Annotated in this window: 16 protein-coding genes; 3 read left to right on the top strand and 13 right to left on the bottom strand. The window is 41.4% G+C overall.

Annotated features, from left to right (window positions below; genetic code table 11):
- Window positions 1–84: 84 nt before the first annotated feature.
- The 3 genes from ACS5PU_RS07960 to ACS5PU_RS07950 all read right to left on the bottom strand — a co-directional run bounded on the left by ACS5PU_RS07960 (window position 85) and on the right by ACS5PU_RS07950 (window position 4,570).
- Window positions 85–1,392, bottom strand: coding sequence for a M20/M25/M40 family metallo-hydrolase (locus ACS5PU_RS07960; RefSeq protein WP_439458755.1), 1,308 nt, complete (start codon window positions 1,390–1,392; stop codon window positions 85–87).
- 9 nt (window positions 1,393–1,401) lie between these two features.
- Window positions 1,402–3,243 carry a M61 family metallopeptidase gene (locus ACS5PU_RS07955; RefSeq protein WP_439458754.1) on the bottom strand — a complete coding sequence of 614 codons (1,842 nt, stop codon included), beginning with the start codon at window positions 3,241–3,243 and terminating at the stop codon, window positions 1,402–1,404.
- A gap of 199 nt (window positions 3,244–3,442) precedes the next feature.
- Complete coding sequence (locus ACS5PU_RS07950) at window positions 3,443–4,570, bottom strand: DUF4407 domain-containing protein (RefSeq protein ID WP_439458753.1); 1,128 nt, start codon at window positions 4,568–4,570, stop codon at window positions 3,443–3,445.
- Between the two features lie 128 nt (window positions 4,571–4,698).
- On the opposite strand from ACS5PU_RS07950, the gene ACS5PU_RS07945 reads away from it, so the two are divergent.
- Together ACS5PU_RS07945 and ACS5PU_RS07940 are read left to right on the top strand one after the other, a co-directional pair.
- Complete coding sequence (locus ACS5PU_RS07945) at window positions 4,699–5,016, top strand: rhodanese-like domain-containing protein (protein ID WP_439458752.1); 318 nt, start codon at window positions 4,699–4,701, stop codon at window positions 5,014–5,016.
- A gap of 57 nt (window positions 5,017–5,073) precedes the next feature.
- Entirely contained in the window at window positions 5,074–5,340 is a 267-nt protein-coding gene (locus tag ACS5PU_RS07940; RefSeq protein WP_439458751.1) for a DUF6358 family protein, read from the top strand.
- Between the two features lie 138 nt (window positions 5,341–5,478).
- On the opposite strand, the gene ACS5PU_RS07935 is transcribed toward ACS5PU_RS07940, so the two are convergent.
- Entirely contained in the window at window positions 5,479–6,513 is a 1,035-nt protein-coding gene (locus ACS5PU_RS07935; protein ID WP_439458750.1) for a dipeptide epimerase, read from the bottom strand.
- An 82-nt stretch (window positions 6,514–6,595) separates the two neighbouring features.
- Between ACS5PU_RS07935 and ACS5PU_RS07930 the strand changes: the two genes are divergently transcribed.
- A complete protein-coding gene (locus ACS5PU_RS07930; protein WP_439458749.1) occupies window positions 6,596–7,732 on the top strand; it encodes a hypothetical protein in 1,137 nt (378 codons plus the stop codon).
- A 308-nt stretch (window positions 7,733–8,040) separates the two neighbouring features.
- On the opposite strand, the gene ACS5PU_RS07925 is transcribed toward ACS5PU_RS07930, so the two are convergent.
- The 9 genes from ACS5PU_RS07925 to ACS5PU_RS07885 form a co-directional block, all read right to left on the bottom strand.
- Window positions 8,041–9,666: an NADP-dependent glyceraldehyde-3-phosphate dehydrogenase gene (locus ACS5PU_RS07925; RefSeq protein ID WP_439458748.1), complete on the bottom strand. Its 1,626-nt coding sequence runs from the start codon at window positions 9,664–9,666 to the stop codon at window positions 8,041–8,043.
- A gap of 123 nt (window positions 9,667–9,789) precedes the next feature.
- On the bottom strand, window positions 9,790–11,229 hold the full coding sequence (locus tag ACS5PU_RS07920) for an MFS transporter (RefSeq protein ID WP_439458747.1): 1,440 nt from the start codon (window positions 11,227–11,229) through the stop codon (window positions 9,790–9,792).
- A gap of 23 nt (window positions 11,230–11,252) precedes the next feature.
- Window positions 11,253–11,915: a bifunctional 4-hydroxy-2-oxoglutarate aldolase/2-dehydro-3-deoxy-phosphogluconate aldolase gene (locus tag ACS5PU_RS07915; RefSeq protein WP_439458746.1), complete on the bottom strand. Its 663-nt coding sequence runs from the start codon at window positions 11,913–11,915 to the stop codon at window positions 11,253–11,255.
- The gene (locus ACS5PU_RS07910; RefSeq protein ID WP_439458745.1) at window positions 11,908–12,963 is read right to left on the bottom strand and encodes a PfkB family carbohydrate kinase; all 1,056 of its coding nucleotides are present in this window, start codon (window positions 12,961–12,963) and stop codon (window positions 11,908–11,910) included. Before ACS5PU_RS07910 ends, ACS5PU_RS07915 begins: the two co-directional genes overlap by 8 nt.
- 115 nt (window positions 12,964–13,078) lie before the next feature.
- The gene (gene uxaC / locus ACS5PU_RS07905) at window positions 13,079–14,479 is read right to left on the bottom strand and encodes a glucuronate isomerase (RefSeq protein ID WP_439458744.1); all 1,401 of its coding nucleotides are present in this window, start codon (window positions 14,477–14,479) and stop codon (window positions 13,079–13,081) included.
- 223 nt (window positions 14,480–14,702) lie between these two features.
- Window positions 14,703–16,349, bottom strand: a complete 1,647-nt coding sequence (locus ACS5PU_RS07900) for a UxaA family hydrolase (RefSeq protein ID WP_439458743.1) — start codon at window positions 16,347–16,349, stop codon at window positions 14,703–14,705.
- Window positions 16,350–16,351: 2 nt separating this feature from the next.
- Window positions 16,352–17,863, bottom strand: a complete 1,512-nt coding sequence (locus ACS5PU_RS07895) for a tagaturonate reductase (RefSeq protein WP_439458742.1) — start codon at window positions 17,861–17,863, stop codon at window positions 16,352–16,354.
- A 56-nt stretch (window positions 17,864–17,919) separates the two neighbouring features.
- Window positions 17,920–18,930: a pectate lyase gene (gene pelA / locus ACS5PU_RS07890; RefSeq protein WP_439458741.1), complete on the bottom strand. Its 1,011-nt coding sequence runs from the start codon at window positions 18,928–18,930 to the stop codon at window positions 17,920–17,922.
- Between the two features lie 269 nt (window positions 18,931–19,199).
- Window positions 19,200–21,131, bottom strand: a complete 1,932-nt coding sequence (locus tag ACS5PU_RS07885) for a glycoside hydrolase family 88 protein (RefSeq protein ID WP_439458740.1) — start codon at window positions 21,129–21,131, stop codon at window positions 19,200–19,202.
- Window positions 21,132–21,134 lie beyond the last annotated feature (3 nt).

Here is a 21,134-nt window from a genome sequence, read left to right as displayed (position 1 = left end):
ACTAATATTGAGACCCTGAAATAAATCCGATAGCTATCGGATCAGGGTGACGGTCTATAGAAATAGTGCTATTGTAATGGTTTATTATTTCTTCAGCTTCGGTATCCTTGTCGGTGTATCAGTACCGTTTACAATGGTAACAGCACTTTTTGCAATTGCCTTAATGGTAGAAAGGATATTCTCTACATCTAAAGAGCTGTATTCATCTTTAACACTGTGGTACAGTTTATCGATATCAATTTTATCGGTACTAATGGTATGGGCCGGTACGCCTAAAGCGGCTAAAGTTGCGTTATCACTTCTGTAAAATAAATTTTGATCTGGATATGGATCAGGATGGAAAGTAAATTCCGTGCCTGCTAAGTTCTTCTGCAAAATCTTGCCGAAATCAGAGCGCTCATAACCCGTTATGAATGCAGTGTTTTTACCAAATTTCGAATCTTTACCGATCATTTCGATATTAAACATGGCTACAACATCATCAGGGTTTAATTTCTCAGAGAAATATTTTGCGCCAAAGCCACCAATTTCTTCTGCGGTAAAAGCCACAAAAATCAAAGTACGCTCGTTGTTTTTCTGTGCCTTATAATATTTAGCCAGGGCAATCATGGCTGTTGTGCCACTGGCGTCATCATCCGCTCCATTGGCAATGCTGTCGCCATCTACCGGCTTTAAAAAGCCTAAGTGATCATAGTGACCAGAGAAAACCACAATTTCTTTGGCTTTAGATTTACCTGGAATTACACCTGCAGCATTGAACAAAGGCATTTTGGTTACCTTGCTTTTAAAAGTGGCAGCAATATCTGTTGCGGCATCTTTACCTAAAACAAAAACCTGTACAGCGCTTGTTGTTGCCTGAATATCTTTCTCATCAACAGTTGTAGGTTTGCTAAAGTAACTTCTGTAGCGGTTAAACAGCTCTGCAAATTTGCTATCAACCAATATAACCTGGTTTTTGCCTGCACCCATCATGGCCCTTAACTGCGCTACAAATGGTTTTTCAGGATCTAATTTTACCACCGTAGTGTTCGATTTATCCAGCGTAACGCTTTCTGAGGTAACACCCGAAACAATTAGGTTTTCTGGGGCAATTTCCTGTCCATCTAATTTAACATTGGTGCTGAGGTTGCTTACCTGGTATTTGTTAAAGGTTTGGCGGAAGGTTTTTTCGCCTTCCAATGGTTTCAATCCTATCTTTTTAAATTCAGATTCGATAAAAGTAGCTGCTTTGTCGATACCCGGAGTAAAAGTTGCACGGCCCTGCATATCATCGGCACTTAATGTTTTAATCAAGTGGTCGGTGTATTCGCGGGTAATAATTTTATCAATGTTTTGCGCTTTTAGCTGCAAACCTGCCATCCCGACTAAGGCAAAAAGGGCGATTTTCTTCATTTTTTATGTTTAATTAGTTGTTTTCGATTTAACCTGTGAACCTAACCAATTGGTTCTGAAATTTTGCATGGCAGGTGTTAAAGTTCCCCCTGTTTTCTCAATGCTCACAATTTCCAGGGCCGGATTTTCGGTCAATGTTAATTTAGTGGTTTTTTCTATTCCCCGGTGCTGGTAAGTAATATCGAGGGTGTCGCCGGGTTTATGATCGCCGGTAATTTTAACTACCTCCATGACGTTTTTCACTTTTATGCCGTCTATTGTTAATAAAACATCGCCAATATCTAAGCCTGCCTTATATGCGGGTGTTCCCACCAGGGTTTGCGATAAAATAATTTTGTCGTCTATTGCGCCAATATTTCCAAAACCTGAATAGGCTTGTCCTGGGTTTGCTTTACGCAGTACCAATCCGGCATTGAGCAGTAATTGCGCATAATCATTTTTTTCGGTGCCGTAAATGTACTTTTTAAAGAAACTCGTCGCGAATGCTGGGCTTTTGGTTAAGCTTGCCAAGGTTTTTTCCAAATCTGGAATGGTGTAGGCAATTTCCGGCTTGCCGTAAGCTTTCCATAGTGCGCGCATGTAATCGTCGAGCGTAAGCTTAAATTCGGCCCTTAGGCGGAGGTCTAAAGCCAGCGCGGTAGCAGCTCCATAGGTATAATAAGAAGTAAAAATATTGGCTTTGTTGGTTTGGTCGATCGCTACACCAGCATCAGCAAATACGGCGTATCTGCTGGCTTCGATGGGCGAAAAGTTGAGCGCCCCGGGCGAAAGCAGCACTGCATTTGCCAAGCCATTAAAAGTTTGGATCGCATTATCTTCTGTTTTTAAACCGGCACGGGTTAACAGCAGGTTGCCGTAATACTGAGTAAAACCTTCGGCCAGCCAAAGTTCGTTGCTCATATTGGCATGTTCGAAATTAAAGGGCTCTAAGGTTTTGGGGCGTAAGCGTTCCACATTCCAGCTGTGGAAATATTCGTGGGAAAACGTGCCCAGTAAATTGGATTCATAGCCTGCAATTTTTTGGGTGCGTTGTACAATGGAGGTCGAATTCCGGTGCTCCATCCCATCTCCCGCATTATCCGGGTAAACATCTTCTAAAAAGTAATAATGACCATAATCATAGGTTGGAAACTCACCCCATACCGCTAAATGCTCATCAACCATTTTTTTAAGCATGCCTGCATAATTATCTATCGTTTGCTGATCATCATTTGAATGCGAAATGAGGTGAATGGTTTGCACTTTGCCGTCGGTATTTTTAACCTGCCAGCTCGCGGTTTTATAGTCTGCAATTTCGATCGGACTATCCATAAAATACTGAAGGTTTGGCGCAAAATATGTTCCGTTGGCCAAGGGTTTAAGTTGTGTGGCAACTTTCCAGTCCTGTTTTTCGGCGTAATTGAATTTTACCAGCCTTGGCCTATTGTCCATACCTACCGGAAAAGCGAAAGTGGCCGGAATATTCATGTGCGCATGGGTTTCATCAAAACCGGCATAAGTTCCATCAATCCAATTGCCAAAAATGGTATAGGTTATTTTTACACTTGTACCGTGATTGGGGATTATATATTCATCGCCCGCTGGCTGCTTAACGGCAAGCTGTTTTCCTGAAGCATCAAAAGCCTTTAAATGGTAAATATTTTTGCCGAACTCGTGCGTAGCGTACCGGCCAGGAGACGATCGGCTCATCCGCACTTTTAATGCTCCAGTAGGAACATTGGGAATAAGCATACTGATTTCGGCCTCATGGTGAATGGCATTTGCGAAAGAAACAGCATAACTGATCTCGTTTTGGGCAAAAGCCGAAAGCGATAGGATACTGACAATTGCTGTACCTAAGTATTTCTTCATAAAAAATAGGAATTATGGGGCAATTTAATAAAAATGGAAGATTTTAAGCCAGCCTTTTCAGCTAATGGTTGATAGTTTATGGTAAATAGCCTGGTTGAAACACACATGCCCAACAAGCCTGTTTTTTGCATCATGGCTATTATCTATAAGCCATCAACTATAAATCGCTAGCAAGCCGCCTTCGATCTTACATTTTCGATCACCCCTCGCTATCCCAATCGTACTTTTCCAGGTCGCGGTATGCTTTTCCTTTTATAATTTCTTTCCGTTTGGATGATTCTGAATCTACACGGGTTTCGTGGATATTATCGGCCACCTCAAAATGAAAATCCTTGTCTTTTTTGGAGTGGTAAATGGAAACTTCGTCCCCATCGGCAATGGCATAATCGTATGGGCCGCGTGCACTCATTAATTTTACAAATACGGGCAGGCATTCAAAAAAGATAAACAATAAGCCTATAAAGGTAACGGCAATGGCTGTATTGTTATCGCGCGAGCCATCTACATTAAATTTTAGCTGGCCCAATGCCCAATTTCTATCGGCAAAACCTGCAATATCCGATAGGCTATCCAGTTGTTTTTTGGTATAAAGTTTCTCGGTAAACAGGCCATCAAATTCTTTGCGTTTATCTACAAAAGCTTCTGATTTGTTGATTGAAGCTTTGAGCGAATCGAGCTCGGCCGTACGCTGGGCAATTTCCGTCTCTTTGCGTTTGGCATATGGACCATAGCCCATAACGCCCGAAGTTTCGGTTGTTTTGTTGCCGAATATTTCGAAATTAAGCTTTTGACGGTCTGCTTTTATGCCTTTTTCTAACGAATCTCTGGTGGCTTTTTGTTGGTTTAACCTGCCAAATTCTACCTGGTATTTTTTTTCGAAGGCCTTGTTCAGCGTATCAATTTTTGAGCGCTGGCCATTTAAGTAGCTCACCTTTAGCCTTTCTTTAATTTCTTTATCAAAAATTTTAAGTTCTATAGGTCTCGATATCACCATACCGATCATAATGGCCAGCAAAATACGCGGTGTAGCCTGTAGCAGTTGTTTATTGGTGCTTGCGCTCTTATTAATGCTCGATACAATGTAGCGATCCATGTTAAAGATAGCCGCACCCCATAAAAAGCCGAAAATGATGGCGAAAATTACTGCCAGATCATCTCCTTTAAAAACAAAGTACATGGCATAACCGCCAGAAAGTGCGGCAAATAGGCCTGTAAAAAAGATGGTGGCACCAATGCCTGTATATTTATTTTGTTCTGAAGGATACTTTTCCAGTGTCGGGATGTGAGCGCCAGAGCAAAACCAAAAGAAACGGTTTAGTTTGTCCATTTGTAACTATTTATAGTTAAACGCCTAAGGGCTAAAGTTGTTACAGTATTACCTAAAAAATTATGGCATTTTTTTGATGGCGGGGGTAAGGTTGATTTTCCTATATTTGCATATATACACGTAATAAAATGAAAGAAATATCGGTACAAGAACTAAAAGAGAAAATCGATAACAATGAAGATTTTCAATTAATTGATGTTCGTGAAACATTCGAATATGAGGTTTCTAACCTTAATGGCGAGAATATTCCTTTAGGCGGGATTTTAATCGAGGCGGATAAGGTTGCTAAGGATAAACCTGTAGTAATTCAGTGCCGCAGTGGAAAAAGAAGCGCAGCAGCAGTAATGCAGTTAGAGCAACAATATGGATATGATAACCTTTACAATTTAAAAGGCGGTATTTTAGCTTGGCAAGAAGCTTTTGATCCGAATATGCCGGTTTACTAATGACAGAATGAGTGGGTTTTGAATGAGTGAATGTGATAACATGCTTATTCAAAATCCATGAGTCAATTTTTCACACAGATATCACCATTCAATCATTCTATAATTTTATCATTCAATCATTTCCCTGTGGGTAAAAAATTTGCTTTAAATATCTTTTACAACCTGGCCATTATCCTTTCTATTTTCGGATTGGTTTGGTGCTACAACAATGCCAAATATCTTCCTGCTGGCTTTTTAGTGGGTACAACGGCCTGCTTATTCTATTTTAAGTACCAGCTTACCAAAGACATCAGAAAAAGCTTTAAGGAAAAAGACCCTAAATAGTTGAATGATTGAGGGATTGAGTGGGTGAATGAATGATTGATTGAATGAGGGAATGAATGATTGGTTGAATGAGGGAATGAGAGCGGGTGCTTGATTGAATGTGCATTTTGGCTACTTTATTTCACTCTGGTTCGAAACTCATTCTTTCCACATGCCTTCGTTAACACCTTCCAGTCCTAAGCCTGGTAAATCTTTTAAAATATACCTGCCGTTTTCGACTGCGGGATTGGTAAAAGGATTGTTTTTGGTTAACCAAGGGCCATCTAAATCTGCCCAATTGCATAATGGGGCCAATGCTGCTGCGGCCAAGGTGGCACAGCTGGTTTCGCTCATGCAGCCAATTAAAACTTTCATACCAAAAGAACGGGCCTTTAAAATCATTTGATGGCCTTCGTACATGCCACAGCTTTTCATCAGCTTTACATTAATGCCATGGTATGCGCCTCTCAGTTTATCCATATCGGCCAGGCGCTGAACGGCCTCATCGGCCAATAGAGGAATGGGACTGCGCTCGGTTAACCAGGCATTGCCATCGAGGTTGTTTTTATCCATGGGCTGTTCTATTAAAACCACCCCTTCATTGTGCAGCCAATAAATCAGGTCAATGGCTTTAATTTTATCAGCCCAACCCTGATTGGCATCTACATAGAGCGGAACGCTGGTCATGCTTCTGATGGTTTCGATAATTTCGCGGTCATTATCCCTTCCGAGTTTCACTTTTATTACTTTAAAAGCTTCGGCATCTTTTAGTTTTTCGCGTATTACTTCAGGTGTATCGATACCCACGGTGTACGATGTTACCGGCATTTTAGCGGGGTCGGCACCATAAATTTCGTAGCAGGGTTTATTTAAAATCTTTCCCTGTATATCATTCAATGCAATATCAATTGCGGCTTTTATAGCGGGCTGTCCGGGCGTAATACTGTCTAGATAGCTAATGATCTCTCCAAAATTAAAAGGATGCTTAAAAGGGCTTAAATCTACCTGTTTTAAAAAAGCATTGGCACTTTCGTAGCTTTCGCCCATATAGGGTACCATCGAAGCTTCTCCATAACCAATAACACCATCATATTCTATCTTTAAGAGCATTAATGGGGTGCTGGTACGGGTAAATTTGGAGATAGAAAAGGGATGTTTTAATTCTAACTCAAATTGCTTGCAACTAATTTTCATTCTCAATCGTCTTCTAAATAAATAGGGCAATTATTGCCTTACAAAAGTATCTTTGTTTTATTAACGCAAAATCAATCCTGCCATGAAAAACATTTCAAGATTACGGTATTTTATTTATTTATCCTTAATAATTATTGGAGGATGTACCACAGGAAAGAATGCCCTGCAAAAGGGAGATTATGATGCTTCGGTTGCTAAGGCAGTAAGCAGGCTGCAAAACTCACCCAAAAATACCGAAGCTATGGAAGTGCTGAAAACGGCATATGATTTAGCTTTACAGGATCATTTAAGGAAAATTGAAGAAGCCAAAATGGCGAACGATTTATTTAGATGGGAAGCCATAATGTACGACTACCAAAAAATAAACCAGTTGGCAGATGATATAAACACCTGCCCGGCCTGTTTGGCCATTGTTCCAAATCCAGCTAAGTATATTAAGGAGCTTGCCGAAAGTAAAGTTAATGCCGCAGCTGCAAGATACAATTCGGGACTGGGCTATTTAAGAGAGAATAACCGCCAGGCAGCAAAAAAAGCCTATTACGAATTTGAGAAAGCACAGAACCTTCAGACCAATTATAAAGATACCAAGGCTAAAATGGACGATGCGTATTGGGCAGCAGTTACCCGCGTGGTGGTACAGCCCATTATCATAAACAGCAGCCTTTACAAATTAAGTGGCGATTATTTTCAACAGCAGATAGATCAGTTTATCAGCAGTTATGCCCGGAATAAATTTGTAATTTTTTATGGGGAAGAGCAGGCCACCAACCAAAAAATTGTTCCCGATCAGATACTCAGCTTAAATTTTGATGATTTTGTTGTTGGACAGACTTATGTAAAAGAGCGTGTAGAAAAGTTAAAACGCGATAGTGTGGTAATTGGAGAAACCCGCGACAGGAAACCAGTTTATGGTACGGTAAAAGCTACTTTGAGCATTTTTGAGAAGAACATATCATCTTCTGGCTTATTGGATATGAGCATTGTAGATTGGAAAAGCAAAAAGGTAGTTAGGCAGCAAAAATTCCCTGGTACTTACGTATGGAGAGATAGCTGGGCAAGTTATAAAGGAGATGATCGGGCGCTTAGCAAACAGCAATTGGCCATGACCAAACGCAGGGAAATGCTTCCGCCTCCTCCAAGTACGCTGTTTTTAGAGTTTACCAAACCTATTTACAGCCAATTGGTAGATGATATCGGTTATTATTACAATAATTATTAAAGGCCTTTCTGCTCCGCGGCCCTTGAAATACCCAATGGAAGATCGTCATTTCGACTAGAGCCAGCCGGTCTTTCACCAGTGGCGAAACGGAGAAATTTATAGAGAAAGATTTAGCTTCGCTGAGCACTTCGTGGTTCTCGACTTCGTTGCACCCGATAGCTATCGGGTCCGCTCGAAATGACGGCCATAGCTATGTTGGAATCTTTAAAGGATGGGATATAGCAATTAAACCAGATATAAAAAGAGTCAGCTGGTAACAGCTGACTCCACTTTGAAGAAATTCTTCACTGCGTTGAGAACGACAGAAACTAGAAAATATACTTTGTACTTAAGAAGTTAGAATCGTCGCCTTTAACAATTTCGTTCAATAGCTTTTTGTTATCATCCGTAAATTTGGTTGCTACCAAAGAGCGGATCGAGAAAGAACGTAATGCATCTACTACTGAAAGAGTACCTTCGGCACTGTCTTTACGACCGGTGAAAGGAAAAACATCTGGTCCGCGTTGGCACTGGCAATTAATATTTACCCGGCTAACCTGATTAACCAAAGGATCGATAAGTGATGAAATTACTGCTGCATTATTGCTGAAAATACTTACCTGCTGGCCGTGTGGCGAACCGATCAGGTATTCAATAGGTTCTTCCAGGTCATCAAACGGTACTACCGGAACAATTGGGCCAAACTGTTCTTCGCGGTAAAGCTTCATATTGCTGTTAACAGGGTATACAATAGCTGGGTACACAAAGGTTTCTAAGGTTTGGCCACCATTTTTGTTCACCACTTTTGCACCGTGTGCTGCAGCATCATCAATGCATTCTTTTAAGTATTCTGGTTTGTTTAATTCGGGCAGTGGGGTAAGGTTTACGCCTTTCTCCCAAGGCATGCCGAACTTTAATTTTTCTACTTCTGCAGATAAACGTTTTAAAAATTCCTGTGCCAAACTGCGGTGTACGTAAACAATCTTAATTGCGGTACAGCGCTGTCCGTTAAATGAAAGCGAGCCGAGAACAGTTTCGGAAACCGCTAAATCCAGGTCTGCATCTTTGGTAATAATGGCCGCATTTTTGGCATCTAAGCCTAAAATAGCCCTTAAGCGGTTTACTTTTGGGTGCAGTTTCTTTAATTCGTTGGCTACCTTGCTCGAACCGATTAAGGTAAGCACATTAATTTTGCCCGATTTCATCAAGCCCGGAACGATGGTATTACCACGGCCATAGATCGTATTTACTACACCTTTAGGGAAGCTTGAACGGAAAGCCTCTAACAATGGATAGTGCAATAAGGTACCGTGCTTAGGTGGTTTGAATAAAAGCGTGTTGCCCATAATCAAAGCAGGGATAAGCGTGGTAAAGGTTTCGTTTAAGGGATAATTAAACGGACCCATACAAAGTACTACCCCAAGTGGAGAACGGCGAACCTGGGCTACAATACCCTGCTCTATTTCGAAACGTGATGATTGCCTGTCGATATCTTTCAGGGCATCAATAGTGGCATAGATATATTCAACAGTACGGTCAAATTCTTTTACCGAATCGGCATAGGATTTACCAATTTCCCACATAATCAGTTTGGCAACAATTTCTTTTTGCTCAATCATTTTGTGGGTAAAGTTTTCTACACAGGCAATGCGGTCGGCTACGCTCATGGTTGGCCACTGGCCACGGCCATTATCGTATGCTGCAACTGCGGCATCTAAAGCTTCGGTCGATTCCTTTTCGGTACAAACCGGAAAACTTCCAATCCGTTTTCGTTTTAAACCTTCTGGAGTTTTAATACATACAGGAGAAAAAACTTCGTTAAAAGGTCCGTTCCAGGGTTTCATTTCACCATTGGAAAGGAATTCTTTCTGATTGATTTCTTCCTTGAGCCTAAATTCATCTGGAATTTGGCTCTCTTCAACGAAAATACTTTCGAGGTTTAGCGGTGTACTCAATTTGGGTTTGGTTGTTAGGGTGTATAATTGTGTTAATCTATGGTTTAAGTATAGATTAACGTTTTTAAAAAAAAGGTTAAAGATCTGGGCACGCTGTTCTGTGCCCAAATCTGAAAAATTGAATTATTTAAGTTCTATTACTTTGTATTTAGGTACCAATGTTTTCATCACTGTCCAACCGATTAAGTAACATACTGCGCAGATAGAAAAGATGATGAAATAGCCTGCTTCTTCTCCTTTAAAGCCCATAAAAACAATTTTGTTCTTGCCCGTATAATCGAACAATAAACCAGAGCCTTTATTGATGATAAAAGAACCTACACCGCCGGCCATACCGCCTATGCCTGTAATGGTGGCAATTGCCTTTTTAGGAAACATATCGCCAACGGTAGAGAATATATTGGCCGACCAGGCTTGGTGTGCCGCCCCAGCAATACCGATAATAATTACCGGAATCCAGTAGGTAATGTGCCCCAAGGGTTGCGCAGCTAAAGCTAAAAGCGGGAAGAATGCAAAAATAAGCATGGCCCTCATTCTACCTTCGTAAGGGTTCATCCCTTTTTTATCAACAAAGTACGTTGGTAACCAGCCGCCAATAATAGAGAGCAGGGTAATTACATACAGTACAAAAAGTGGAAGCGCGCTCTGCGTAGAGTCCATTCCATAAACAGATTTTAGGTAGGCAGGTGTCCAAAACAAGAAGAACCACCAAACACCATCAGTCATAAATTTACCAAAAGCAAACGCCCAGGTCTGTTTGTATTTAAAACAATCGATAAATGACACCTTTTCTTTGGTTTCTTCAACATAATCGGCCAGTTTTCTATCGGCAATCACATCTTGTTGGATGTAGGCCAGCTCTTCGGCACTTACGCGTTTATGCAGTTCGGGTTTGTTGTACACAAAAATCCACAGTCCCATCCACACAAAACCTAAAGCACCAATAATAATGAAGGCCATTTCCCATCCATAGGCTTTGGCAATAAAAGGGATGGTTATTGGTGCAGCCAAAGCACCAACGGTTGCACCTGCATTGAAAATACTGGTAGCAAATGCCCGGTCTTTTTTAGGGAAATATTCGGCGGTTGCTTTAATCGCCGCAGGGAAGTTCCCTGCTTCACCAACGGCCAATACAAAACGGGCAAAAATAAATAGGGTAACACTTACCGAAATCACTAAGCCTGTATCGTTAACACGGGCAATTACTTCTTTCGCTCCTTCAAAACCCACAAACCAGTTTCCATTAATGATTCCGGCCGTTGCAATACCGCAAAAGGCATGCAAACATGCACCGATTGACCATACACCGATTGCCCATAGAAAGCCTTTTTTGGTGTCCATCTTATCAACAAACCTACCGGCAAAAAGCATTGATACGGCATAAAAAATAGAAAACAGGGCCGTAATATTTCCGTAATCATTGTTGTCCCAATGAAATTCGGGTTTAATAAAATCTGTCCAGGTTAAAGAAAGTACTTGTCTGTCTAAATAATTTATCGTCGTAGCTAGGAATAACAGCAAACATATGGTCCATCTGTATTTGCTTGTTTTGGGTTGGCTCATTTCGGTTAGGTATTGTGGTTAGGTTATTTGCTTTGTTGGATTAAATCAAGTGCTAGTTTGGTATTATCGAACAGCTCTTCGTAAAGGCCTTTGCTCATTACATCTTTGCTAATTAATTTGCTGCCCATACCAACTGCACAAACACCGGCTTTAAACCAGGTTTTTAAGTTGTCGGCATTTATTTCTACACCACCGGTTGGCATAAATAACTGGCCGGCAAAAAGATCTTTTATTGATGAGATAAATTCAGGGCCTAAAATATTGGCAGGGAAAATTTTAATCAACATGGCTTTATGTTCTTGTGCCACGCTGATCTCAGTAGGCGTCATACAGCCCGGAATCCAGAGCATGCCAATTTTGTTGGCAATTTCGGCCACTGCCGGATTTACAATCGGTGCAACAATAAAATCTGTTCCGGCCTCGATAAAAGCATTTGCATCTGCAGGCGTTTTAATGGTACCGATACCCAGATAAAGATCGGGCATTTCTGCATCGCGGATTTCTTTCAGCTTTTTAAAGTTTGGCAAAGCCGATTTACCCCTGTTGGTATATTCGAAAACCCTTACGCCAGCTTTGTAGAGCGTACGTAGTATTTCTACGCTGCCCGATTCGCTATCCTGATAAAAAAGGGGCAACATACCCTGCTCTAAAATGGCATCTAAAATTTTGTGCTTGTTACTAATCATTGCGTATAATTCTTTTTTCTATATCTGCTACAGTACTGGTTGTGGCATCACTTGGAATATATAATTTATCGTATGCTGCTGCGGTTGCAAAATTTAGGGTTTCTTTTGCAGATAGGCCATTGTAAAAACCGTAAATTAAACCGGCCATAAAACAATCGCCACTGCCTACTTTATCTAAAATTTCTTCCGAAACATATTCTTCTGATACGGTAAGTTCATTTTCGGTATAAATAGCCGTATAGTATTTAATGCCCTTGCCGTTATCGAACCTAAAGGTATTGGCTACTGCTCTGCATGCCGGAAACAGGCTTAATATTTCTCTAGCTGTATCGGTGGCCTGTTGCAGTAATGTTTCTTTGGCATAGCCTTCAGTAGGCAATAAATCTTGATGAAGCGCAGTGCCCAGCATTTTATTGGCTGCCCAAACATTGCCCATTATCAACGTGCAATATTGCGCCAGTTCGGGTAAAACATCAATCGGATCTTTACCATATTTCCAAAGCTTTGCGCGGTAATTTAAATCTAAAGAGATGGTAATGTTTTTTGCCTGGGCCACTTTTAGGGCTTCGAGGCAAACATCGGCAATGGTCTGGTTTATAGCAGGGCAAATGGCACTGAAATGAAACCAGCTAACACCTTCAAAAACTTCATCCCAGTTAATCTGGCCAACCTTTAAATCTGCATAAGCAGAGTTGGCCCTATCGTAAATTACCCCTGCATTTTTAAGGTCTTTTCCTTTTGGCAGGTAGTATAAGCCCAAACGTTCGCCATGGTAAACCATAGGTGTAGTATCGATGTTGCGGGCATCAAGATAATCAACAATTTCCCTGGTTACCGAATTATCGGGCACAGCCGATAAATAAGCAGAGGGAACATCCCAGAGGGCAAGCGCAGTGGCTACATTCAGTTCTGCACCTCCCACATAAAACGGCAGTTTATTTTCTTTTAACCATTGACCATCCATGTCGGGGCAGATACGTAAAAGTATTTCGCCGAAGCTTAAAACTTTTTCTCCTTTTTTTGATGAAGCGAATATTTGGGTGCTCATTTTTATGTCTAATCGGCGTGTTTCATGCTGTTTTCTTCAACGGTATGAAAATGTAAGTAAAACGTTTGAAATGATCAGATTCCAACGAAATACTACTTTAAAGCCTGATTTTTGGTTAAAATTTAAAGTAATTTTTTGCGTTAAAGTACGAAATATCCTGAACAATTTTGCCAACCCACTCCAAGTCGTTAGGCAATTCGCCGTTCTCGATGTCTTCTCCAAACAGGTTACAAACAATCCTCCTGAAATATTCGTGGCGGGGGAAAGAAAGGAAACTGCGCGAATCGGTAAGCATACCAACCAACCGGCTCAAAAGTCCCATGTTTGATAAAGCATTTAACTGTTTAATCATGCCATCTTTTTGATCAAGGAACCACCATGCCGAGCCAAACTGAACCTTACCTGCAACAGAACCATCGTTAAAGTTGCCGATCATGGTTGCAATTAACTCATTATCGGCAGGGTTAAGGTTGTAGATAATGGTTTTTGCCAATTTATCCTGATTGTCTAAACGGTTTAAGAATTTAGAAAGCATTCTGGCCTGACTAAAATCGCCGATCGAATCCCAGCCTGTATCTGGTCCCAGTTGCCTTAACATACGGGCGTTGTTGTTGCGCAGTGCACCAAGGTGGTATTGTTGCACCCAGCCTTTTTCGTGGTCCCATTCTGCAAAGTAAACCAACATGGCCGATTTAAATTTCAGGTTCTCTTCATAAGAAATGGCCTGTTTGCTGCGGATTTTATCGAAAATAGCCACAATTTCTGCTTCGGTATAATCTTCTGCATAAATCTGTTCTAAACCGTGATCGGAAACGGAACAGCCATTAGCGGCAAAATAATCGTGGCGGCTTTTTAAAGCATCGATATAATCCTGAAAACTGCTGATGGTTTTATCTGCAACACTTTCGAGCTTATCCATATATTCGTTTAAGCCGGCAATATCATCACTGTTCATCGCTTTGTCGGGGCGGAAAGCAGGTAACATTTTAAGGTTAGCGCCTTCTCTGGCCAGTTGCTGGTGGAAGTTTAGGCTATCCAAAGGATCATCGGTAGTACAAACGGCTTCTACATTCATTTTGCCCAGTAAACCGCGAACGCTGTATTCGGGTGTTTGTAGTTTGGCCGAGCATTCATCGTAAATTTTCTGCGCTGTTTTACCCGAAAGCAGATCGCTGATGCCGAAATAACGCTGAAGCTCCAGGTGGGTCCAGTGGTACAAAGGGTTACGCAACGTGTAAGGAACGGTTTCAGCCCATTTTTCGAACTTTTCGTAATCAGAACCTACGCCGGTGATATACTTTTCATCTACCCCGTTGGCACGCATAGCCCTCCATTTGTAATGATCGCCGGCAAGCCAAACCTGGCTGATATTTGCAAACTGGGTGTTGTTGGCAATCTGCTCTGGAATGAGGTGGTTATGATAATCGATAATTGGCAATGATTTTGCAAAATTGTGGTAAAGCTTTTCGGCTGTTTTACTTTGCAAAAGAAAATTTTCGTCTAAAAAAGATTTCATGCTATGTGATTTGAGACTTTAGATAATCGATTTGAGCTGATCAAAACGACTGTCTATTAATTTTTTTTATTTATCCCCGGCCTGTCTCCGTACAGAAGGGGTTGATTTATGTTTTTTTGTGGTCTGTGAGGACACAGACCACGTGGAATTTATTTTTTTATCTCTTGGCGGTTTATGAGGACACAGACCACGGTATTTGAGCTTTAGAAGCCCTTACTCCAAACTAAAGGCTCACGCCCCGTTTCCACGGAATAAAATCGTCTTGATTTAGCAGTACCGCTTTAGGTATTACCTCGCCACTGGCGGCTTTAATGCAATATTCCAAAATATCTTCGCCCATTTGTTCGATGGTTTTTTCACCTTCAATTACCGGTCCGCAGTTGATATCGATGATATCGCCCATGCGTTTGGTTAATGCATTGTTGGTTGATACTTTAATGGTTGGACAAACCGGATTTCCGGTAGGTGTACCTAAACCAGTGGTGAACAATATTAAGGTTGCGCCCGATGCTGCTTTGCCTGTAGTGGCTTCAACATCGTTTCCTGGTGTACAAACTAGGTTTAAACCAGGTTTTGTTGCAGGTTCGGTATAATCTAAAACATCTTCAACTGGCGATGTTCCGCCTTTTTTGGCTGCACCGGTACTTTTAATGGCATCGGTAATTAAACCATCTTTTATATTTCCCGGAGATGGGTTCATGAAAAAGCCCGAACCTACATTTTCTGCCGATTGATTGTAAGCGGTCATTAATTGGATGAACTTGCGTGCGGCGGTTTCATCCTTGGTACGGTCTATCAGCTGTTGTTCTGCGCCGCAAAGTTCAGGGAATTCGGCAAGCAGTACGGTACCGCCCAGGGCAACCAATAAATCGGAGGTATAGCCTACTGCGGGGTTAGCACTAATACCGCTAAATCCATCACTTCCGCCACACTTAACCCCTAAAACCAATTTGCTTAATGGTGCTGGCTGGCGTTCGATATTATTGATTTCAGTTAAACCGATAAAAGTTTTTCTGATGGCTTCTTTAACCAATTGTTCTTCGCTCTGCGATTGCTGCTGCTCAAAAATGAATAAAGGTTTATCGAAATTAGGGCTACGCTGTTTTAAATCGTCCATAAAATCTTTAACCTGTAAGTTTTGGCAGCCTAAGCTTAAAACAGTTACACCGGCAACGTTGGGATGATCGGCGTAAGCAGCCAATAATTTACTTAGCACAGCGGCATCTTGACGGGTACCGCCACAGCCACCCTGATGGTTCAGGAATTTAATGCCATCAACATTTTTAAAAACACGGTTTGCTGATGGATTGGCCAGTCCGATTGAGCTTGGATCGGCTTCTTCCAGGATTTCGCCATTTTTATAGGCCTCAACCAATTGGTGGGCGTACGATTTGTATTTATCTGTTACGGCATAGCCCAATTCGTTGTGCAAAGCCTCGCGGATGACATCTAAATTGCGGTTTTCGCAGAAAACGGTAGGGATGAACAGCCAATAATTTGCCGTTCCAACGCGGCCATCATTGCGGATGTAACCGTTAAATGTTCTGCCTTCAAACTTGGAAACATCGGGTGCATGCCACTCGTAATGATACGGACGGAACTCGTAAGGATCAGAGGCATGTTTTGTGTTTTCGGTATCCATTAAACCGCCTTTTAAGATGAAATGCTGCGCCTTACCCACCAGTACGCCGTACATAATAATATGATCGCCCGCATTCATATCCTGCATAAAAAATTTATGCTTAGCCTGGATATCATCCTGTAAAGTATATTCCTGCCCATCATGGATAATGGTTTCGCCTTTTGCCAGGTTTTGAAGGGCAACAAGCACATTATCGTTTGGATGGATTTTTAAAATTCTAGTCACCATTTTTAAATTGTTCTTTCTGAATGCAAGTTACTTAAAGTTTCTTTTGCACCTTTATTTTGTAATAAATCAACGTAAGATTTTACGGCCGCGTTAAAGCCGGGGTAATTGTTTAAGTTTTTATCCCAAAGTCGTCTATCGCCAAGGGTATTGTCTACCACCGTTTCCGGGTTTTTCCAGTATTCAAATAAAATTTCTGCAAATTCATCCTGCACCGGGTAGGTTTTGCCGTTGGCACTGGCCGTGAAAGTATCGCCCTCTTTGTTTACGTTCATAAAAAGAATGTAAGCTGCAACACCTAAAGCCGTAAGTTGGGGCACTTCATTTTTTAAAGCATAGTATCTTCTAATCAACGGCATGTTGCGCATCTGCATTTTTGAGGTGAAGTTTAGCGTAATGGCCTGCCACTGATGTTCTAATGCGGGATTGCTAAAACGATCGATTACACTTTCGGCAAAGGCAATGGCCTCATCGTAAGTGATGTCTTCGTTTACCACAACAGGTGCAATTTCATCTTTCATCAGTTTCAACACATTGTTAGCAAACTCAGGGTTGGCCATGGCCTCTTTTACGGTATTAAACCCTGCCAAAATGGCCAAGCCGCAGCTAATGGTATGCGTACCGTTTAACAAACGGAGCTTCAGTTCTTTAAATTTATCAATTGATGGGACGATGAAAATCCCTTTATCGGTTTTTGCAAAAGATAAAATTTCTTTCACTTTTTCGCTTGATGATTCAATGGCCCAAAGCCTGAAAGGTTCGGCCATGATCATTAATTCGTCTTCGTAGCCCAGTTCATTTTCAATGGCTTTTTGTTCTGCCAGTGGAAGTTTGCCCGGTACAATCCTATCTACCAAGGTTTTGCAGAAGTGGTTGGCTGTTTTTAACCAGTTTTCGAAATCCCATCCCAATTTATTCTGGATTGCCAGGTCCAACACAATTTCTTTCAGTTTATCGGCGTTATCGCTAATTAATTCGGTAGGTACAATTACCATCCCGCTATCGGCCGAACCATTAAAGGCTTTGTACCTTTCGTGTAAGAAAGCCAATAATTTGCCTGGGTACGATTGTGGTGGATTATCGGTAATTTTATCTTCACTTTTAACAATCCCAACTTCGGTGGTATTCGAAATTACAACCTGCATTTCGGGTTGCTGTGCGGCTTTTAAAATTTCCGCCCAATCTTGCGATGCTGATAACACGCGGCTGATAGCAGCATTGATTGTGTTTTCTTCTACATGAACACCATCTTCAATCCCTTTTACGCAAAGTGTGTAAAGGTTATCCTGTTTCGAAAATTCATCGGCACCACCCTTGGATGTAGATTTAACCACAAGCACACGGCCATTAAAAACGCCTTGGTGATTGGCTTTGTCAATAAAATAATCGGGTAAGCCGCGTAATAAAACACCTGTTCCAAACTGGATTACTTTTTCTGGTAACGCTAAAATTTCGGCGGTAGGTTTGGTAACCTTATCACCATTAATGTTTTTTAAATTTTCTTTGCTTAAAATCATTGTTTTGTTCTTTAACCACCAAGGCACCAAGGCACAAAGTGTGATTTATACTTTATTTATTTCCCGTTTGTGGTTAACCATTTCGGATATTCTTTTTCGATTAGTTTTTGCCCCCAGTTGCCATACCAGGCATAACCTTTTCTCCGCTCAGGACTTACTTCTTCAAGTTTAAGTTTAACTGTATTGTCGCGATCGCCAAAAACAGGGATATTCTTATCCAGATCATAAAAACGTGCCCAAACCACGCTCGAATTATCGGCTACCAAGGCCGATCCATTTTTATCCCTATCAAAACGGTAGCCTGTAATTTTATAGGTATCGAACCATTTTAATGCTGCTGTTATGGCCGTTTTTTCTGCCTGCGATGGATGATTAATCCGCATTAAAAACCTAACAATGCCTGCCGATTCGCTGGTGCTTAATGAAGCCGGCTCGAATGCTCTTGCTTTTGCAGGCAACAATGAATCTTTATCGTACTGTGCCGCCCAAATGGTTAATGTTCCGTTCTGCTTTACCTGCGTTTTTAAAATACACTCAATGCCTTTTGCCACTGCTTTTTCGGCTTTTTTTAGGTAAGTGGGGTTTACTACTTCGAAATCGTTTTGTTGCGTGGCAATATCCTGTAAAATGTTCAGCACATTAATCATCGCATCATCGTTATAGGTAATTTCTGAACGGTATAATGCTTTATCAGGATAATACTGCGGCCAGCCGCCATTTGGATATTGGGCTGTTAAAATATAGTCCAACCCCTTTTCGGCTGCGGTTAAATAAGCCTTGTTCTGTGTTTTTTTGTAGGCTTTAACCAGGTACACCACTTCTCTGCTTGTGGCCTTATTATCAAACGTAGCATGCAGATCTTTCGTGGCTTTTATCTTAGCCAAAAGCTCGGGCGTTATGGTTGCGCCGTAATTTACCACGCTTTTATCTTCCAGTTGTTTAGGCCAGCCGCCATTGCCCAATTGATAAACGAGCATTTTATCTGCCGTAGAATCGGTAGGCTGCTGCGCATAACAGGAGAGTATTAAGCTGCTGCAGATAAGGATTAACCATATTTTTATTTTCATCGTTTTGTTCTTTTAGCCCATGGTTTATGCCCCCATGAACCATTTGTTTTTAATTGTTTTTTGCCACGGAGGCACGGATTTTTTCTTCTCCGCGGTCTATGTCTTCACAGACCACTAACTATTTTTCTATGCCACAGAATATTTTTATTTTAACTGAGTCTTTCGACAAGCTCAGGATGACAGCCCTTATTTGGTTCTCTATACTTTTGCGTTCCTGTAACTAGTATTTTATTTATCTGTGTTTATCCTTTTCATCTGTGGTTTAAACCTTACTTTTTACCCGGCACCTGTTTAATCAGCCAGTTCACCAGGTCGTTCGTTGCTTTGAAGTTTTCAAAATCTGAAGGTAGTTTTCTGCCATCTATATACTCATTGTAAAACCATGGATCGCCAACTGCGAAAACAGTTCCCTTACCATATTTGGCGGTTGCAATAACTACATCTCCATTATCGGTTAAGGCCGAAACCGCAGGTGTTTTGGCTACAATGGTCGAAATTTCTTTGATGTAAACTTTCTTTGCTGTTTTAAAAATTGAATTCCCGGCCGGTATTTTTATGGCGCCCTGCTCAAAATTTGCACCCTGTACCTTGTTGCGGCTATCTTCATTAAAATGGATGCCAAAAGTTTGCGGCAGTACATTGAATTTTGAAATTTCACAGTTGCCGGCATCATTTAAGAGCAGTACCAAAACACCACCCGCTTTAACCCAATCGCTCACCTGTTTGGCATGTTCAGCGTTCATAAAGTTTGGGTTTGCTGTTTCTTTCTCCGTATCGGGATCTACAATGATGTAAATATTACTTCCTTTTAAATTTGAAGCTGTTGGCGCACTTTTAAGTGTAGCGGTTTTTACTCCTGCATCGTTAAATACTCTCCCAAATAATGAAAAGCCATTGTTATCATCTTCTTCCCATACATAATGAAAAGGAATTTTATCTCCGGTAGGACCAGTTATATACTCGTTGTTGAAGAAATTATCAACGGTAACGGTTAAACCCTTACCCAGTTTAGGTAAGGCAGCAATTTCCATTTCGGAAGCAGCACAAACAAATGCGCCCACTCCTTTAGGATCGTTCGTAATTACTTTCTCACTGATATAGTATTCGAAACTGCCATCACGGTATTTTGGTTTCCCGCCCAGGCCAGATACCGAAACTGTCTTGGTCAGGTTTACCCTTTCGTTGCCTGCCTGTTCGATAAATTCTTTCTTTAAACCTGCATAACCTTTATTTGCAGCGGCCATAAACGTAGCTGGTAACCAGCCTTTGCGTACGCCTTTGGCTAAACCGTATACAAACATGCTCGATGCGGAACTTTCAAGGTAATTCCCCTTCCGGGTTGGCATATCTAAAATATCGTACCAAACGCCCGATCTGGCATCCTGATATTTAACAGCAGCAGTTGCTGTACGGTTTAAAATGGCAATCAGTTCTTTGCGTTGCGGGTGGTTGGCCGGAAAATTATCCAATACATCTACCAGGGCCATAATGTACCAGCCCATTGCCCTGGCCCAAAAATTCGGTGATCGGCCAGTTGTTTTATCCGCCCATTTTTCTTCGCGGCTTTCATCGTAGCCATGGTAAAGTAAGCCTGTTTTTGCATCGCGGGAGTTTTTTTCCATCAGGATAAACTGCTTGGCAATATCATCAAAAGCAGCGTCCTTTTTCATCAGCTTGGCGTACTCGGCATAAAAAGGCTCGCCCATGTACAATCCATCCAACCACATTTGATTTGGGTAGATTTTTTTGTGCCAAAAGCCACCTTCTTTGGTGCGCGGCTGCTTTTGCAACTGATCGTAAAGCTTATTTGCTGCCAAGAGGTATTTCTGTTGCCCCGTAACTTTATACAACAGTAATAACGAACGGCCATTTTTTACATTGTCGATGTTAAAATCTTCTGGTTTGTAGGTATTGATGTTTCCTACTTTATCCAGATAGGCATCCATTGAGCTTTGGATATATTTAAAATATTTTCCATCGCCGGTACTGCGCCAAACATTTGCGGCACCTTCTAGCACTACGCCCATATCATAACTCCATTTTGGTCCTTTAGCGCCTTTAAGCTGGGTGGTATCCTGAAATAGTGTTTCCATCGCAGTTAAGGTTAACTGTTCTGATAATTTCTTTTGGGCAAATCCACTTTGGGTTAAAATAGACAAACCGATGAGGGCAGCTGCAGTATATAGAATTGATCTCTTCATGTT

It is taken from the genome of Pedobacter sp. GSP4 (assembly GCF_051857575.1).
Lineage (GTDB): Bacteria > Bacteroidota > Bacteroidia > Sphingobacteriales > Sphingobacteriaceae > Pedobacter.
The sequence above is the reverse complement of the archived record's forward strand: the minus strand, read 5'-3'. Positions and strand labels throughout refer to the sequence as shown.

Excerpts from the sequence above, each read along its gene's own strand:
- ACS5PU_RS07960 (WP_439458755.1), bottom strand. The coding sequence starts at position 1,392 with ATGAAGAAAATCGCCCTTTTTGCCTTAGTCGGGATGGCAGGTTTGCAG.
- ACS5PU_RS07955 (WP_439458754.1), bottom strand. The coding sequence starts at position 3,243 with ATGAAGAAATACTTAGGTACAGCAATTGTCAGTATCCTATCGCTTTCG.
- ACS5PU_RS07950 (WP_439458753.1), bottom strand. The coding sequence starts at position 4,570 with ATGGACAAACTAAACCGTTTCTTTTGGTTTTGCTCTGGCGCTCACATC.
- ACS5PU_RS07945 (WP_439458752.1), top strand. The coding sequence starts at position 4,699 with ATGAAAGAAATATCGGTACAAGAACTAAAAGAGAAAATCGATAACAAT.
- ACS5PU_RS07940 (WP_439458751.1), top strand. The coding sequence starts at position 5,074 with ATGAGTCAATTTTTCACACAGATATCACCATTCAATCATTCTATAATT.
- ACS5PU_RS07935 (WP_439458750.1), bottom strand. The coding sequence starts at position 6,513 with ATGAAAATTAGTTGCAAGCAATTTGAGTTAGAATTAAAACATCCCTTT.
- ACS5PU_RS07930 (WP_439458749.1), top strand. The coding sequence starts at position 6,596 with ATGAAAAACATTTCAAGATTACGGTATTTTATTTATTTATCCTTAATA.
- ACS5PU_RS07920 (WP_439458747.1), bottom strand. The coding sequence starts at position 11,229 with ATGAGCCAACCCAAAACAAGCAAATACAGATGGACCATATGTTTGCTG.
- ACS5PU_RS07915 (WP_439458746.1), bottom strand. The coding sequence starts at position 11,915 with ATGATTAGTAACAAGCACAAAATTTTAGATGCCATTTTAGAGCAGGGT.
- ACS5PU_RS07910 (WP_439458745.1), bottom strand. The coding sequence starts at position 12,963 with ATGAGCACCCAAATATTCGCTTCATCAAAAAAAGGAGAAAAAGTTTTA.
- uxaC (WP_439458744.1), bottom strand. The coding sequence starts at position 14,479 with ATGAAATCTTTTTTAGACGAAAATTTTCTTTTGCAAAGTAAAACAGCC.
- ACS5PU_RS07900 (WP_439458743.1), bottom strand. The coding sequence starts at position 16,349 with ATGGTGACTAGAATTTTAAAAATCCATCCAAACGATAATGTGCTTGTT.
- ACS5PU_RS07895 (WP_439458742.1), bottom strand. The coding sequence starts at position 17,863 with ATGATTTTAAGCAAAGAAAATTTAAAAAACATTAATGGTGATAAGGTT.
- pelA (WP_439458741.1), bottom strand. The coding sequence starts at position 18,930 with ATGAAAATAAAAATATGGTTAATCCTTATCTGCAGCAGCTTAATACTC.
- ACS5PU_RS07885 (WP_439458740.1), bottom strand. The coding sequence starts at position 21,131 with ATGAAGAGATCAATTCTATATACTGCAGCTGCCCTCATCGGTTTGTCT.